Here is a 15,801-nt window from a genome sequence, read left to right on the forward strand (position 1 = left end):
ATCGTCATGAGCGGCTCCCCGTGCCCGCCGCTGCCTCCTTGCGGATGCCGCCCTCGGGGCCGACGCCCGCCGCGAGCAGTTCGGCCTTCTCCTCCTTGGTGGCGATGAGCGAGGCCGGGGCGACGAGCTTGGACTCCACGTACGGCGTCTCGTGGAGCTTGATGCTCTCCGGGTCGCGGATGGCCCTGTAGCAGACCCGGCCGGCGTCCACGAGCACCACGATGATGAGGATCGCGAAGAGCGCGCAGAGCACACCGTCGACGGTGGAGTTGGTGACGACCGTCCGCATCTCCTCCATGTTCTTGGCCGGTGCCAGCACCTCGCCCGCGTCGATGCCCGCCTGGTACTTGTCGCGCTGGGCGAAGAAGCCGACCTTCACGTCCGAGGAGAAGATCTTCTGCCAGCTCGCGGTGAGGGTGACCGCCACGTCCCAGGCGAGCGGGACCGCGGTGACCCAGGCCCACTTGAGCCGGCCCGACTTGACCAGCAGCGTGGTGCAGACGGCCAGCGCGACGGCGGCCAGCAGCTGGTTGGCGATGCCGAAGAGCGGGAAGAGCTGGTTGATGCCGCCCAGCGGGTCGTGCACGCCGACCCAGAGGAAGTAGCCCCAGCCGCCGACCACGACGGCGCTGGCGAACCAGACGCCCGGCTTCCAGCTGACCTCGCGGAACGGCTTGTAGGCGTTGCCCAGCATGTCCTGGAGCATGAAGCGGCCGACCCGGGTGCCGGCGTCCACGGTGGTGAGGATGAAGAGCGCCTCGAACATGATGGCGAAGTGGTACCAGAACGCCTTCATCGCGGTCCCGCCGATCACCGCGGAGAAGATCTCCGCCATGCCGAGCGCGAACGTGGGCGCGCCACCGGTCCGGGAGAGCAGACTCGCCTCCTCGACGTCCTTGGCGGCCTGGGCCAGGGCGTCCGGGGTGATGGTGAAGCCGAAGTTGGCCACGGCCTCGGAGGCGGACTGGACGCTGTCGCCGATCACCCCGACGGGCGCGTTGATGGCGAAGTAGAGACCGGGGTCGATGATGCAGGCCGCGATCATCGCCATGATCGCCACGAACGACTCGACCAGCATCGCGCCGTAGCCGATCACCCGGATCTGTGTCTCCTTCTGGACCATCTTCGGGGTGGTGCCCGAGGAGACCAGGGAGTGGAAGCCGGAGAGCGCGCCGCAGGCGATGGTGATGAAGACGAACGGGAACATGGAACCGGCGAAGACCGGGCCCGAGCCGCTGGTGGCGAAGTCGGTGACCGCGGGCATCTTCAGGGTCGGCAGCGCGACGACCACGCCCAGGGCCAGCAGCCCGATCGTGCCGATCTTCATGAAGGTGGAGAGGTAGTCGCGCGGGGCCAGCAGCAGCCAGACGGGGAGCACGGAGGCGAGGAACCCGTACACGATCATCCAGATGACCAGCGTGCCCGGCTCCAGCGTGAAGAACTCCGCCCACGACGACTCGGCGACCCAGCCGCCCGCGACGATCGCGAGCAGCAGCAGCGCGACGCCGATGAAGGAGACCTCGCTGACCTTGCCGGGCCGCAGGATGCGCAGATAGACGCCCATGAAGAGGGCGATCGGGATCGTCATGCCGATGGAGAAGACGCCCCACGGAGAGTGGGCGAGCGCGTTCACGATGACCAGCGCGAGGACCGCGAGCAGGATGATCATGATGACGAAGACCGCGATCAGGGCGGCGATCCCGCCGACCGGCCCTATCTCGTCACGCGCCATCTGGCCGAGCGAACGGCCGTTGCGGCGGGTGGAGAAGAACAGCGTCACCATGTCCTGGACGGCACCGGCGAAGATGACGCCGACGACCAGCCAGATCGTGCCGGGCAGATAGCCCATCTGCGCGGCGAGCACCGGCCCGACCAGCGGGCCCGCCCCCGCGATGGCGGCGAAGTGGTGGCCGAAGAGCACCCGGCGGTCGGTGGGGTGGAAGTCGACACCGTTGTCCAGCCGCTCGGCCGGGGTCGCGCGGTTCTTGTCCGCCTTCAGGACCCGGTTGGCGATGAACCGGGAGTAGAAGCGGTACGCGATGGCGTACGAGCCCAGCGCCGCCAGCAGCATCCAGGCGGCCGAGACCTCCTCGCCCCGCGAGAGCGCCAGGGTGGCCCAGCCGGCGGCGCCCGCCAGGGCGACCAGGCTCCAGACGGCTATCGACTTCGGGGACAGCGACCGCCGTCCCGGTGCTTGTGGAACCGGTGGTGCTGGTGTGGGCGATTCCGGCATGACGATCCGTCCCCTCGCGTGATCACTGTCGCAACGTGCGCGAAATCTAGGTGCTCGTGGCCGCTCTCCGGAACCCCTGTCCGCATTCCGGTCCGGCATCACCGATGCCCCGCAGCCCCGTATTTCCGTTGTTCCGCAGTTGGGACACGGGCGAGGGGAGGAATCGGTTCACGCGTACTCAAAGGAAGTTCACGCGGGCCCCAAAGGAGATTCACGCGACCTCCAGAAGGATCGGGTCGTCGCCGAGGGGACCGGCTCGCCGGGGCAGTCAGATCCAGCCCCGGCGGGCCGCCTCCGCTCCGGCCTGGAAGCGGCTGCGGGCGTCCATACGGGCGGTCAGCTCCGCGTTCATCCGGCGGACGGTCCGCAGCGAGACCCCCAGGCGGCGGGCTGCGGTGGCGTCCGTGTGCCCCTGGGCCAGCAGGGAGAGCAGCTCGCCCTCCTGCGGAGTCAGGCCGTCGCTGTCCCTCGGCGGTTCGGCGCCGAGCGGGGTGGCGGCGGCCCAGAGTCTCTCGAACAGCAGGCGGGCGACCAGCACCGCACCCTTGCTGCGCAGCTCCAGCGCGCCGGCCCGGCCGTCGTCGGGGTCGAGCGGGACGAGGGCCACCTCGCTGTCGACCACGACCATGATCAGCGGCAGCGTGGGTAACGTACGGCTCTCGGCGCCGAGTCCGCCGATCCAGTTCACGTACCGCAGGGTGTCCGGGTCGTTGCGGAAGCTGTCCTGGTAGATGGAGCGGATGCGCACGCCCCGCTCCAGGGCCTGCTGGTCGAGCGGCTTGCTGGCTGCCAGGGTGTCGGGGGCCTGGGCGCCGCCGGGCAGCAGGGAGAGGCATTCGGACCTGGCCAGTTCGGCGAGCTCGGTCAGCCGCTCCCGTACGGCGTCCAGCCCCTCCAGCCGCTTGATGACGTCGAACCCGCGCTGCGCCCGGCCGCCCCGGTGGGCGGTGAGGGCGGAGACCGCGTCCCGGGCGACCTCCAGGCCCCGCTGCTGCCGGGCCAGCTCCGCCTCCCGCCGGGAGAGCAGGAACGGCAGGCTGGCGGCCGGGTCCAGGGCGCGGAAGACCGGGGGGTCACCGGCGGTGGAGCGGTCGTCGTGGTTGTCCAGCAGGCAGAGCTCGGCGAGCCGGTCGAGGGCGTCGCGCACGTCCTGCTCGCTCCGGCCCAGCCGCGCGACGATCTGGTCGAGCCGCAGCTCGGGTTCCTCCAGGACGAGCCGGTAGACGAGCTCCGTCCGCGCATCCAACCCCAGTACCTGAAACATCTCTGGCTCCCCCACCGATGTCACGCCGCGCCTGAACGTCGATGCAGGGCCGGGACACCCTCATCGGCACCGGCGCGAGTGTAGAGCGAGGGGGCCGGATAGGTATAGACCAAGTCCATGGGGTGGATACGGGACATCGCCCGCCCGGCACCCGTCCGCCTCGCCCGGTCCCCATCCGGCCGCTGCCCGGAGTGTGGACACCTCGCGCCCGCACCGTGGCCGCTAGGTGCCTGGCCACCGGCTGCCAGCAGGGCTTCCCCGCAGGTGGCGGGGGTGCGTACGGGGCGGCGGGCGCTGGCAGCCTGCTGCCCGTAACTCCCGGCCACCCGGCAGGGCGTGACCCCCGGACAGCCGTGACGCCATGCTCGGGCCGTGCCCAGACATTCACACGCTGTTGATGAGAAGGAGTCCCGCATGCAGGCCCTCCGTACGCTCTCCCTCCGCCTCGCCCTGGCCTGCGCCCTCGCCCCGGCGCTCCTGGCCGTTCTCGCCCCCGCCACCCGGAGCGGCTTCTCCTGGGGGTGACCCCGGGAGAAGAGAACCTCCTCCGTGTACCTGGTGACCGCGCTGCTGGTGCGGACCGAGCCCCCGGAGCCCGCCGCCTGGACCGCCCGTGAACTGGCCCGGCGGCTCCGGGCCTCGGGCACCGGAGCGAGGGCGCGCCGCCCCGGCCCGGACGGTCCGCACCCGGCCCACCTGTACGCCACCTCGTACCTCGGCGAGACCGTCCGCGCCGCGCTCTACATGGAGGACTCCGACCCCCTCCACGCCGAACTGGCCGCCCTGGACTTCCTCCTCGCCTCCCTGGCCGCCGACCCCGGCGCCCGGGGCTGGCACCTCGCGGTCCTGCGCCGCCCGGACCTGCACCGACTGCCCGAACGGAAAGGACCCGACCCGCCATGTCACGGGAGCACCCCACCGTGTCCGTGATCATCCCGAACCACAACTACGAGAAGACCCTGCGGGCCTGTCTGGAATCCGTCTTCGCCCAGACCCTGCGCCCGCTGGACGTGGTGGTCGTGGACGATGCCAGCACCGACTCCTCCCGCGACATCGCCCGGGAGTTCCCCTGCGTCCTGGTGGCCCGCCCCGACAACGGAGGCGTCTCCGCCGCCCGCAACCTGGGCGTCGCCGCATCGCGCGGCGAGATCCTGTTCTTCCTGGACTCCGACATCGCGCTGGCCCCGGACGCGATCGAGAACGCGGTCGCCCTGCTGGGCGCCGACCCGGAGACCGGCTGCGTCCACGGCGTGCTCGACCCCGAACCGCTCTACGACGACGGGCCGGTGGAGGTCTACCACTGCCTGCACGCCCACTTCTGGCGCCGCCGCAGCGCCGGGATCGTCGGCACCGCCTTCTTCGCCCTGGCCGCGATCGAACGCCGCGTCTTCGAGGCCACCGGGCCCTTCGACGAGAACCTGCGGGACTCCGAGGACGTCGAGTACAGCGACCGCCTCGCCGCCACCCACCGCATCCGCCTCAGCGAGCGGGTGACCGGCCGCCACGACGACGTGGACCGGCTGCTGCCGATGCTCGCCGAGCAGTACCGCCGCTCCCAGCTCCTCGTCCCGGTCGCCGCCGTCGAGCGCCGCCGGGGCGGCGGGCTCCGGGCCAACCGCACGCGCGGGGTCCTGGCCGCCGCCCTGGTCCCCGCCACGCTCCCGCTCGCGCTGCTGACGCCCTGGCTGCTCGCGGTGCCCCTGGCCTGCGCGCTGGCCTTCGCCCTGGCGGACGTGGAGCTCTCCCGCTTCGTGGCCCGCCGCGAGGGGTGGCCCTTCCTCCTCCGCTTCACCGCCCTGCACTTCGCGGTCCACCTGGCCCTGGTCCTCGGCGCGGTCCACGGGGGCGTCCGCTGGCTGGTGGACCCGGGCTTCGGCCCCTCCGTCCGGCGGCGCCGGGACCGGCCGTCGGCCGTGGTCGCGCGGTGAGCACGGTGACGCGGGACGGGGGCGCTGGTGCTGGTGCGGCCGTTCCGGGCGGCGGTGCCTCCGAAGCCGTTCCGGGCGACGGTGTGTCCGAAGCCGCTTCGGGTGATGGTGTGTCCGAAGCCGCCCCCGTACGGCCGTCCCGGCGCGCCCGGGTCTTCCGCCTCGTCGCCGCCCTCGTCCTGATCGCGGCCACCTGCTTCGCCGTGGGCGGTGCGCTGCGCGGTGCCGGTACGGAGGTGGCGCAGGCGGCCGGACGGCCCGGGGGCGTGCTGCTGCTGGTGGCCGCCCTCCTCGCCAACGCGGCCGGACTCGTCCTGTCGATGCTCTCCTGGCGGGTCCTCGTCGTGGACGGCGGAGCAGGGGACGGCGGCGCGGGCGAGGGCGGTGTCCGTGGGCCGAAGGCCCGTACCTCCGACATCGCGCGGATCTTCTTCATCGGCGTCATCAGCAAGTTCGTCCCCGGCCGCATCTGGGGCGTCCTCGCCCACATCCAGCTCGGCAAGGCCCTCGGCATCGCCCCCGAGCGGATGATCGCGGCCTTCGGGCTGGGCCTCGTCATCGGGATGACCACCGGCGCCGCCGCTGGACTCCTGGTCGCCCCGGCGGTGTTCGGCGCCCATGCCTGGGTCTTCGCCCCCCTCGTCCTGCTCGCCGCCGCGGCCGTCGTCCGGCCCGGCTGGGTGGGCCGGCTGGTCGCGTGGACCATGCGGCTGGCCCGCCGCCCCGACCGGGCCGCCGCCTCCTCGCCCCGGGCCCTGCGGCTCTCCATCGGCTGGGCCTGCGCCTCCTGGGCGGTCTCCGGGCTCCACCTGTGGGCCATCGCCGTCCTCCTCGGGGCCCCGCCGCTGCTCTCCCTGCCCGTCTGCGTCGGCGGCTTCGCCCTCGCCACCGTCGCCGGAAGCCTCGCCTTCGTCCTGCCCGACGGCTGGGGCGCCCGCGAACTCGTCCTGCTCGCCCCCCTCTCCGCCGTCATGCCGCTCTCCGCCGCCGCGGCCGCCGTCATCGCCAGCCGGCTGGTCTGCGTGCTCAGCGAAGTCGCCGCCACCGGCGGGGCGCTGCTCTGGGCCCGCGCCGCAGGCCCCCTGCCCACACCCCGACCCGCGCTCCAGGAAGGAGCCGCATGACCACCGACGTAACACCCCCGCCCTCCGACACCAGGCCCTCGAACACCGGCCTGCCACCGCTGATCACCGTGGACGACTGCGAGGAGATGCCGCTGCGCCGCGTGCACGACCTCTACCGGTCGCACGTCAACAAGAGCCAGGTCTCCCTGATGACCTCCTTCGGCTTCGGCCGGGAGCTCGTCAGCCACGCCGAGGGCTCCTGGATCCACACCCGCGACGGCCGCCGCATCCTCGACTTCACCGGGGGCGTCGGCGTCCTCAACCACGGCCACAACCACCCCCGCATCCTCGCCGCCCGCCGCCGCTTCCAGGAGCAGCGCCGGATGGAGGTGCACAAGACCTACTTCTCGCCCTACATCGCGGCCCTCGGCCACAACCTCGCCCAACTCCTCCCCGCCGACCTGGACATGTCGTTCTTCCCCAACTCGGGGGCGGAGGCGGTCGAGGGCGCGGTGAAACTCGCGTACAAGTACCACGGCGGCAAGCGGCAGCAGATCCTGCACGCCGACATCAGCTTCCACGGCAAACTGCTGGGCTCCGGCAGCCTCACCGGCAGCGCCCAGAGCACCTTCGCCTTCCCCGGTATCCCCGGTGTCTCCGCCTTCCGCTACGGCGACCTCGACTCCGTACGCGAGAGCGTCGCGGCGGCCCGGAACGCCAAGGGACGCTGCGATGTGTACGCGATCCTCATCGAACCCTTCTCCGCCTCGACCATGACGGAGTGCTCGGAGGAGTTCCTGCGCGGCCTGCGGGAGCTGTGCACCGCCGAGGACATCGTGCTGATCTTCGACGAGATCTACACCGGCTGGGGCAAGACCGGCAGCCTCTTCCACTTCATGCGCCACCCGGGGCTCGTCCCGGACGTCGTGACCACCTCGAAGTCCTTCGGCGGCGGCAAGTCCTCCATCTCCGCCTTCGTCGCCCGCGAACCCGTCTTCCGCAAGGCGTACGACAGCCTCGGCGACGCGATGCTCCAGTCCACCAGCACCACCTACTACGGCTTCGGCGAGGAGACCGCCACCGCGCTGGAGGCCGTCAACATCGCGGTGGAGGACGACTACCCGGCCCGCGCCCGCGCCATCGAACGCGTCCTCGCCCCGGGGCTGGAGCGGCTGCGCAAGCAGTACCCCGACATCATCGCGGACGTCCGGGGCGCCGGAGCGCTGTACGGGATCTTCCTCGACGGCGGACCGAAGATGCTCGACCTCGCCGCCAAGCTCGCCCCCGGAGGGCTCGCGCGTGACCCTCTTCTCCGGACGAAGGTCATCACCTGCGCGGTCGTCAACGCGATGTACCAGGAGCACGACGTGTACATGTACTACACGCTCAACGGGCGCAGCCCTCTGGTCGCGGCGCCTTCTCTGGTCGCCGGGCCCGAAGAGGTGGAGATCTTCCTCGACGCCTTCGACAGGACGCTGGCCCGGGGCATGAACCGGCTCCTCGCCGCGTTCCTGAAGGAGAAGGCGGTGTCCAGATGGGCCGCCTGACCATCGCCGTGACCGGGGCGGCCGGCATGCTCGGCTCGCACCTGGTGGCCCGGCTCGCCGCCGACGGGCACGACGTCATCGGCATCGACCTGCGCGAGGACCCCCAACCGCCCCCGGGCGCCCGGCACGTGGTCGCCGACATCCGGGACGGCGTGCTGCTCGGCCGCGCCTTCGCCGGGGCCGACGCGCTGGTGCACTGCGCCGCCGCCCTGCCCAGCTACCCCGTGGACCAGATCCGCTCGATCACCGTCGACGGCACCCGTACGGTCCTGGCCGCCGCCCACCGGGCCCGGGTCGCCCGCGTCGTGCACATCTCCTCCACCGCCGTCTACGGGCTCCCCAAGCGTGTCCCCACCCCGGAGGAGCACCCGCGCGAGCCCGTCGACCCGTACAGCAGGGCCAAGGCCGAGGCGGAGGAGGTCTGCGAGGAGTTCCGGGCGCGCGGGATGTGCCTGCCGGTGCTGCGGCCCAAGACCTTCCTCGGGCCGGGCCGGATGGGCCTGTTCGCGATGCTCTTCGAATGGGCCGAGGAGCGGCGCAACTTCCCCGTCCTGGGCCGGGGGGATGTCCGCATCCAGATGTTCGGCATGGCCGACCTGGTGGACGCGGTGGTGCTCGCCCTGCACGCGGAGCCCGAGGTTGCCAACGACGTGTACAACCTGGGTGCCGCCGAGTTCGGCACCCTGCGCGAGGACTTCCAGGCCGTCCTGGACGCCGCCGGACACGGCAAGCGGGTCGTTCCGCTGCCCGCCGGGCCCGCGCTCGCCGTCCTGCGCCTCCTGGAGCGCACCAGGCTCTCCCCGGTCTACGGGCGGCTGCTCTTCAAGCTCCTCGACGACTCGTACGTGGACATCAGCCGCGCCACCGAACGGCTCGGCTTCCGTCCCGCGCTCTCGAACCAGGACGCCATCCTCGGCACGTACGCCTGGTGGCGCACCCAACGGCAGGGCAGCGCACCCGCTCCCGGGGCCGGCCGGACCAGCCGGGACCCGTGGCGCCAGGGTGCGCTGGGCCTCGCCAAGGTCTTCTTCTAAAGACGCGGGAGCCCTGCCGTGGACATCACCCGGTCCTCACCCGCGCCGGTGCGCGTGGTGACCGCCCCGCCCGAACCCCCGGACCTCACGGTCCTGCCCGCCCCCACCACCTCGCAGCCCGCCGCCCACCGCGGCCTCCTCCGTGACCTCCTCGCCCTCGTGCGCCCCGGCCAGTGGGTGAAGAACCTCGTCGTCGTGCCGCTCGCCCTGCTGGACGTCCGGCCCTGGCACCCCGCCGCGCTCGGGCGGATCGGGTGGGCCGTGCTCGGCTTCACCCTGGCCTCCGCGCTCGTCTACGTCGTCAACGACCTCGCCGACCGGGAGCGGGACCGGCTGCACCCGGTCAAACGGAACCGCCCGATCGCCTCCGGCCGGGTCTCCACCACCGCGGCCACCGTCCTGACCGGCCTCCTCGCCGCCTCGCTCACCTGCTGGGCGGTGGCAGGGCCCGCCTGGCAGTGGTGGCCCACCGCGCTCTACCTGGCCCTCTCGATCGCGTACAGCCAGGGCCTCAAACACGTACCGCTGGTGGACGCGTTCATCGTGGCGACCGGCTTCGTCCTGCGGCTCGTCCAGGGCGCCCTCCTGGTGGGCGGCCGGGTCTCCGAATGGCTCGCGCTCTGCGTCTTCGCGCTCTGCCTGATGCTGGCCCTCGGCAAACGGCGGCACGAGATGACGGCGGCGGGCCGCGCCCACCGCCCCGCCCTGCGCGGCTACACGCTCGCCTTCCTGGACCACCTCGTCGTCCTGGTCGCCGTCCTGACGGCCGTCTCCTATGTGCTCTACCTCCGCGACGACGCCGCCCTCGCCGCCGGAGCCTCCTTCGTCACCCTGCTCTCCGCCCCCTGTGCCGTCTTCGGGCTGGCCCGCTATCTGCAACTCCTCCTGGTGGAGGAGGGCGGCGCCAATCCGGTCCATGTCCTCTTCCGGGACCGCGCGACGCTCGTCAACGCGACGCTGTGGGCCGTGCTGGTCTCCGTAGCCCTGCTCCTTTCCCGACTGTGACCGGCGCACTTTCCCGACTGTGACCGAACCGACCGTCACCGCCTCGACCCTCCGACCGCCCGAAGGTGCGGCCCCATGAACCAGAAGAAGTCACCGTTGAACCAGAAGAAGACGTCGAACCAGAAGAAGACACCGTTCGTCTCCGTCGTCATCCCCAACTACAACTACGGCCGCGCCCTGGAGCTCTGCCTGCGTGCCGCCCTCGCCCAGACCTACGCCCCCATGGAAGTGCTGCTGATCGACGACTGCTCCACCGACGACTCGGTCGCCGTCGCCGAGGCGTGCGGGGTGCGGGTCATCTCCACCGGGGTCAACAGCGGGGTCGCCACCACCCGCAACACCGGGGCCGCCCACGCCCGGGGCGAGATCGTCGTCTTCGTCGACTCCGACGTGGCGATGGAACCGGACGCCATCACCAACGCGGTCGCCCTGCTCACCTCCGACCCGAGGATCGGCGCCGTCTGCGGCACGTACGACGCCGAACCCCTCATCAGGGACAGCCTGATCGAGGAGTACCGCTGCCTCCACCAGTACTACTGGCTCGCCGAGACGGAGGGCCGCATCGGCACCCTGCACACCGCGATCTGCGCCATGCCCGCCCATGTCTTCGCCGAGATCGGGCCCTTCAACCCCCGGCTGCGCCACACCGAGGACGGCGACTACGCGGCCAGGATCTGCCGGAGCTACGAGGTCCACAGCTCCACCACCGTGCGCGGCCGCCACGACCACGACGACACCTGGCGGGTCGTGCTCCGCAAGGTCTTCCACCGCACCCGGCTGCACATCCCGCTGTACGTGCGCCGGGGCGACCTCCCCGGCGGTATCGCCACCGGCCCCCGCGCCGGGGCCAGTGTGGCGGCCCTGCTCGCCCTGCTGACCCTGCCGCTGGGCCTGATCGCCGCGCCCTGGCTGCTGCTCCCGGCCGTCCTGCTGGCCCTCGCCCTGCTGGCCGACACCGCCCTCTACCGCTTCGTCCTGCGCCGCCGGGGGCCCCTCTTCACCGCCTACTTCGCCTTCACGCACTCGGTGGTCAACGCGGTCATCGCGGCGGGCGCGGGCGTCGGCGTCCTCCAGTGGCTGGCCTCCCGGCGCTTCCGCAGGCTGTACGAGCCGGGGGAGCACCTCACCGCCGTACGGGCCACGACGTGACCCACGTACGCGACTCCGACGCCCCTACGGGTACGCGCGGCGCCCCCCGGGTGTGGCCCGGCCGCCTCCTGCTCGGCGTCGCCTTCCTCTGGGCGCTGTTCGTCGCCGCCCGCGCACTCCTCAGCGGGCGGTGGTGGGGGTGGAACGGCATCGGCCTCGCCCCGCCCGTCGCCCATCTGCTGGTCCCGCTCGCCCTGTTGGTCCCGGCCGCCCTGATCCGGCGGGGGAGACGGCTCGCCGTGGGCGTCGTCCTGGTCTCGCTGCTCCTCGGCTCCTGGCAGACCGGGCTCCACCCCGGGGCGCTGCTGCGCGGGCAGCCGGCCGTTCCCGCCGACGCCCTGAAGGTGGTCAACTGGAACACTTTCTTCTGGGACGAGGACAGCGACACCGATGACTTCTACGCTTACCTGAAGAGCCATTCCGCCGACGTCTACCTCCTTCAGGAGTACCAGAACCGCCGGGGCGACGAACCCGCGCCCATCGACGACCTGTCCCGGCTCCGCGCCGAGTTCCCCGGCTACCACCTCGCCACCGAGGGGGAGTTCCTCACCCTGTCGCGCTACCCCATCACCTCCGTACGGGCGTTGCGGCCGGAAGGGCTCGCCCCGCCGGACACCTCCTGGGCCGACTACTGGAACATCCGCGTCCTGCGCACCGACATCGACGTCGACGGCCGGACCCTCTCCCTCTACAACACCCACCTGCCCGACCTGCTGAACGTCGACCGCAACCCCCTCACCCCCGCCTACCACCGTGCGGTGAAGCAGCTCTCCGACCGGCGGGAGATCCACTTCCGGGCCCTGCGCGAGGACTTGGACGCCAACGAGCACCCCGTGGTCCTCGCCGGGGACCTCAACGTGCTGCCCGGCACCGGGGACCTGCGCTGGTTCGACGGGCTCCGGGACGCCGCCGGGCTCGTGGGCCCGGTCCACCCGGCCACCTTCCCGGTCCGGGGCCCCGCCCTCTGGCGGCTCGACTGGGCGTTCGTCTCGCCCTCCGTCCGACTGCACCGGCAGCACATCGAGGACCCGCCCGCCGAACACTCCACCCACAAGCTGATCGACCTCCGCCTCTCCCTGCCCGCCCCCGGGAACTCCGCCCCGCCCACCGAGAAGGACCGGCCATGACCAGGCGCCCTGCCCACCGAGAGGGCCCGGCCGCGACCAGGCGCGCCGCGCCCCCGCCCCGCTTCGACGTGGCGATCGTCCTCACCTACTACCTCCCCTACACCAGCGGCCTCACCGAGGTGGCCCGCACGGTCGCCGAGGGGCTGGCCGCCCGGGGCCGCCGGGTCGCCGTCGTCGCCTCCCGCCACGATCCGGCCCACCCCGCGCGGGAGACCGTCAACGGTGTGGAGGTGTTCCGCGCCCCGGTGGCGGCCCGGATCGGACGCGGGGTGCTCAGCCCCGGATTCGCCCCGCTCGCCGGGCGCGTCGCCCGCGCCTCCCGGGTGGTCAACGTCCACCTGCCGATGCTGGAGGCCGGGGCCGTCGCCCGGCTCGCCGGGGACACCCCCGTGGTGAGCACCCACCACGACGACGTCTGGCTGCCGCCGGGGCGGCTGGCCCCGCTCCAGGTGAAGGTGGTCGACGCCTCGGTGGGCGCGGCCCTGCGCCGCTCGGCCGCCGTCGTCGTCAACAACGTGGACCACGCGGAGCACTCGCGCCACTGGCCCCTCATGCGCGAGCGCACCCTGCTGGCCATCGCCCCGCCCTGCCGCCAGCGCGAACCCGCCCCCGCCACGTTCCGGGAGACGGCCGGTCCCCACTTCGGCTTCCTCGGCCGGATCGCCCACGAGAAGGGCCTGCACCACCTGGTGGACGCCTTCCGCACGCTCCCCGACCCCGAGGCCCGGCTGCTGATCGCGGGGGACTACTCCAAGGTGGCGGGCGGCAGTGTCGTCGGGGCGCTGCGCACCCGGGCGGGCGGTGACACCCGGATCCGGTTCACCGGCTTCCTGGACGACGCCCGGGTCCCGGAGTTCTACGCCTCGCTGGACGCCTTCGCCCTGCCGTCCGTCGCCGAGGAGTCCTTCGGCATCTCCCAGGCCGAGGCCATGATGCTCGGCGTCCCCTCCGTGGCCAGTGACGCCCCCGGGATGCGGGTCCCCGTCTCCGAGACCGGCTTCGGGCGCCTCTTCCCGCCCGGCGACGCCCACGCCCTGGCCGCCGCGCTGACGGAGGTGGCCGCGTTCCCGCCGGAGCGGCGCGCGGAGGGGGCGCGCGCGACGAGGGCCCGGTACGGGACGGACGCCTGCCTCGACGCGTACGACGCCCTCTTCCAGGAGGCCGGAGCCGTACGCGGGGCGGCCGCGTGACCGGGGGGCCGGTGCTGTGGGCGGCGGTGGCCTGGGCGGTCTTCCTCGGCGCCCACCTGGCCCTCAACGGCCGCTGGTGGCTGTGGCTGCTGCCCTCGCTGCTCCCGCCGCCCCTGTTCGCCGCCGTCCCCGCCGCCCTGCTGGTGCTCGCCTGGGTGACGGGGGAGGTGGCCGCCGGGGCGGTGGCGGGCGCAGCGCTGCTCATCGGGGCCCGGCAGTGCGGCCTGGTGCCCGGAGCACTCGTACGCAGGCCGGCTCGGGCACTCGTACGCCGACCGGCCCGGCCACCGGAAGAAGGCACCGTACGCCTCGTGTCCTGGAACACCCAGCACTGGTGCCAGTCCACCGACCCCGGCCCGTTCTACGCCTTCCTGCGCGAGCTGGACGCCGACGTCTACCTCCTCCAGGAGTACCACCACGACGTGTTCGACGGCACCTACCGCCTGATCGACGACGAACGGCGGCTGCGCGCCACCTTCCCCGGCCACGAGGCCGTCATCGCCCGGGGGCTGATCACCCTCTCCCGGCTGCCGGTGGCCGCCACGGTGGAGACCGCCGCCCGCCGGACCCTGCGGGTGGACCTGGAGATGCCCGGCGGCCGGGGAGTGCTGACCACGTTCAACGTCCATATCCCGGTGCAGCTGCGGCTCATCAGCCCGCTGCGCCCCGCGTTCTACCGCGCGGTGCGCACCCGGGCCGGGGACCGGGCCCGGGAGTACGCCGGACTCGCCCGCGATGTCGCGGGCTGCCCCCACCCCGCCCTGATCGCCGGGGACTTCAACACCACGGCGGCGATCGGGGACGCCCGGCACATCGCCCGGCTGGGCGCCGACGCCGTACCTCTGACCGGACGCCTCTGCCCCACCTCCTGGCAGCCCCGCCCCGGGATGCGCTGGTGGCGCCTGGACTGGGTGCTCACCACCCCCGGCGCCCGGGTGCACAGCTACCGCTTCCGCGACCCGCGCGGACTCTCCGACCACAGCGTCCAGGAGGTGACCGTGTCGCTCACCGGCCCGGACCACGCTTCCCGGACGCCCGCCGACACCCGTCTCCGACCTCACCTCCGACACCACAGCTAAGGAACCCGACCATGCGCTACCGCTACCTCGGAAAGACCGGCCTCAGGGTCAGCGAACTCTGCCTGGGCGCCATGACCTTCGGCCGCGAGGCCGACGAGCGGACCAGCCACGCCCTGCTGGACCGCTTCACGGAGGCGGGCGGCACCTTCGTCGACACCGCCGACATCTACTCCGCCGGTGCCTCCGAGGAGATCCTCGGCCGCTGGCTGAAGGGGCAGCGCCGCGACGACGTGGTCGTCGCCACCAAGGTGCGGTACGGCACCGGGGAGGGCCCCAACGACCGGGGGCTGGGCCGCAACCACCTGATCGCCGGGGTGGAGGCGAGCCTGCGCCGCCTGGGCACCGACCACATCGACCTCTACCAGGTGCACGCCTGGGACCCGGGCACCCCGCTGGAGGAGACCCTCGCCACACTGGACGCCCTGGTCACCTCGGGCAAGGTCCGCTACATCGGGGCCAGCAACTTCTCCGGCTGGCAGCTCCAGAAGGCGATCGACCTCAGCCGGGCGCACGGCTGGGAGCCGTTCACCGCCCTCCAGCCGCTCTACAACCTGCTGGACCGCTCCGCCGAGTGGGAGCTGATCGAGGTCAGCCGCAACGAGGGCCTCGGCGTGATCCCGTGGAGCCCGCTGCGCGGCGGCTGGCTGAGCGGCGCGATCCGGCGCGGTACGACGGCACCGCCCTCCGGCACCCGGGTGGAGACCGCCGAGCGGCTCGGGTGGGGCGAGTCGTGGAGCGCGTACGAGGGCGACGAGCGGACCTGGCGGGTGCTGGACGCCCTGCACGAGGTGGCCGGGCGCACCGGTCTCGCGGTGCCCGTCCTCGCCCTCGCCTGGCTGCTCGGCAGGCCGGGCGTGACGGCCCCGATCGTGGGCGCCCGCACCCTGGAGCAGCTGGAGACCAACCTGGGCGCGGCGGACCTGGACCTCGACCCGGCCGACGCGGAGCTGCTCACCGAGGCGAGCGGGCAGGTGCTCCCGTACCCGTACAGCGTCATCGAGACGGACCCGGAGCTGCGCTGACCCGGGACCGGTCCGAGCGGTGACCCGTCCGGTTGCCTGACTGAAAACGGCCGGTGGCCCGGGGGGCGGCCCCCCGGGCACCGGCCCGCGGGGTTACAGGGTCCCGCCCTACCGCCGCCGGGGCAAGCGGGCCACGGACATGTACCGGTCGCCCCCGGG

Annotated in this window: 13 protein-coding genes; 11 read left to right on the top strand and 2 right to left on the bottom strand. The window is 72.8% G+C overall.

Going from position 1 to position 15,801, the window contains the following annotated elements; all coding sequences use genetic code 11:
- Positions 1–4: 4 nt before the first annotated feature.
- Together ACFW9Z_RS05205 and ACFW9Z_RS05210 are read right to left on the bottom strand one after the other, a co-directional pair.
- Positions 5–2,233, bottom strand: a complete 2,229-nt coding sequence (locus ACFW9Z_RS05205; RefSeq protein WP_384634543.1) for a carbon starvation CstA family protein — start codon at positions 2,231–2,233, stop codon at positions 5–7.
- A gap of 268 nt (positions 2,234–2,501) precedes the next feature.
- Positions 2,502–3,497 carry a LuxR C-terminal-related transcriptional regulator gene (locus tag ACFW9Z_RS05210; protein ID WP_384634546.1) on the bottom strand — a complete coding sequence of 332 codons (996 nt, stop codon included), beginning with the start codon at positions 3,495–3,497 and terminating at the stop codon, positions 2,502–2,504.
- Positions 3,498–4,046: 549 nt separating this feature from the next.
- Between ACFW9Z_RS05210 and ACFW9Z_RS05215 the strand changes: the two genes are divergently transcribed.
- From ACFW9Z_RS05215 to ACFW9Z_RS05265, 11 genes are all read left to right on the top strand, one after another.
- A complete protein-coding gene (locus tag ACFW9Z_RS05215) occupies positions 4,047–4,427 on the top strand; it encodes a hypothetical protein (protein WP_384634548.1) in 381 nt (126 codons plus the stop codon).
- Positions 4,397–5,425 carry a glycosyltransferase family 2 protein gene (locus ACFW9Z_RS05220; protein ID WP_384634551.1) on the top strand — a complete coding sequence of 343 codons (1,029 nt, stop codon included), beginning with the start codon at positions 4,397–4,399 and terminating at the stop codon, positions 5,423–5,425. Before ACFW9Z_RS05215 ends, ACFW9Z_RS05220 begins: the two co-directional genes overlap by 31 nt.
- Positions 5,426–5,535: 110 nt before the next feature.
- Positions 5,536–6,549: a lysylphosphatidylglycerol synthase domain-containing protein gene (locus tag ACFW9Z_RS05225; protein WP_384634554.1), complete on the top strand. Its 1,014-nt coding sequence runs from the start codon at positions 5,536–5,538 to the stop codon at positions 6,547–6,549.
- Positions 6,546–8,036 (top strand): aspartate aminotransferase family protein, encoded by a 1,491-nt coding sequence (locus ACFW9Z_RS05230; protein WP_384634557.1) that lies wholly within the window; start codon positions 6,546–6,548, stop codon positions 8,034–8,036. The genes ACFW9Z_RS05225 and ACFW9Z_RS05230 overlap by 4 nt, the downstream gene beginning before the upstream one ends.
- Positions 8,024–9,070: an NAD-dependent epimerase/dehydratase family protein gene (locus ACFW9Z_RS05235; protein ID WP_384634559.1), complete on the top strand. Its 1,047-nt coding sequence runs from the start codon at positions 8,024–8,026 to the stop codon at positions 9,068–9,070. Before ACFW9Z_RS05230 ends, ACFW9Z_RS05235 begins: the two co-directional genes overlap by 13 nt.
- 18 nt (positions 9,071–9,088) lie before the next feature.
- Positions 9,089–10,075, top strand: a complete 987-nt coding sequence (locus ACFW9Z_RS05240; protein WP_384634562.1) for a UbiA prenyltransferase family protein — start codon at positions 9,089–9,091, stop codon at positions 10,073–10,075.
- 75 nt (positions 10,076–10,150) lie between these two features.
- Positions 10,151–11,224, top strand: a complete 1,074-nt coding sequence (locus ACFW9Z_RS05245; protein ID WP_384634565.1) for a glycosyltransferase family 2 protein — start codon at positions 10,151–10,153, stop codon at positions 11,222–11,224.
- The gene (locus ACFW9Z_RS05250) at positions 11,221–12,351 is read left to right on the top strand and encodes an endonuclease/exonuclease/phosphatase family protein (protein WP_384634568.1); all 1,131 of its coding nucleotides are present in this window, start codon (positions 11,221–11,223) and stop codon (positions 12,349–12,351) included. The genes ACFW9Z_RS05245 and ACFW9Z_RS05250 overlap by 4 nt, the downstream gene beginning before the upstream one ends.
- Positions 12,348–13,541, top strand: a complete 1,194-nt coding sequence (locus ACFW9Z_RS05255) for a glycosyltransferase family 4 protein (RefSeq protein ID WP_384634571.1) — start codon at positions 12,348–12,350, stop codon at positions 13,539–13,541. Before ACFW9Z_RS05250 ends, ACFW9Z_RS05255 begins: the two co-directional genes overlap by 4 nt.
- A complete protein-coding gene (locus tag ACFW9Z_RS05260) occupies positions 13,538–14,620 on the top strand; it encodes an endonuclease/exonuclease/phosphatase family protein (RefSeq protein WP_384634574.1) in 1,083 nt (360 codons plus the stop codon). The genes ACFW9Z_RS05255 and ACFW9Z_RS05260 overlap by 4 nt, the downstream gene beginning before the upstream one ends.
- 11 nt (positions 14,621–14,631) lie before the next feature.
- The gene (locus tag ACFW9Z_RS05265) at positions 14,632–15,642 is read left to right on the top strand and encodes an aldo/keto reductase (RefSeq protein WP_384634577.1); all 1,011 of its coding nucleotides are present in this window, start codon (positions 14,632–14,634) and stop codon (positions 15,640–15,642) included.
- Positions 15,643–15,801 lie beyond the last annotated feature (159 nt).

The sequence above is a fragment of the Streptomyces sp. NPDC059452 genome, from assembly GCF_042750035.1.
Lineage (GTDB): Bacteria > Actinomycetota > Actinomycetes > Streptomycetales > Streptomycetaceae > Streptomyces.

Coding starts and splice junctions, on each gene's coding strand:
- ACFW9Z_RS05205 (WP_384634543.1), bottom strand. CDS start 2,233: ATGCCGGAATCGCCCACACCAGCACCACCGGTTCCACAAGCACCGGGA.
- ACFW9Z_RS05235 (WP_384634559.1), top strand. CDS start 8,024: ATGGGCCGCCTGACCATCGCCGTGACCGGGGCGGCCGGCATGCTCGGC.
- ACFW9Z_RS05210 (WP_384634546.1), bottom strand. CDS start 3,497: ATGTTTCAGGTACTGGGGTTGGATGCGCGGACGGAGCTCGTCTACCGG.
- ACFW9Z_RS05230 (WP_384634557.1), top strand. CDS start 6,546: ATGACCACCGACGTAACACCCCCGCCCTCCGACACCAGGCCCTCGAAC.
- ACFW9Z_RS05245 (WP_384634565.1), top strand. CDS start 10,151: ATGAACCAGAAGAAGTCACCGTTGAACCAGAAGAAGACGTCGAACCAG.
- ACFW9Z_RS05220 (WP_384634551.1), top strand. CDS start 4,397: ATGTCACGGGAGCACCCCACCGTGTCCGTGATCATCCCGAACCACAAC.
- ACFW9Z_RS05265 (WP_384634577.1), top strand. CDS start 14,632: ATGCGCTACCGCTACCTCGGAAAGACCGGCCTCAGGGTCAGCGAACTC.
- ACFW9Z_RS05255 (WP_384634571.1), top strand. CDS start 12,348: ATGACCAGGCGCCCTGCCCACCGAGAGGGCCCGGCCGCGACCAGGCGC.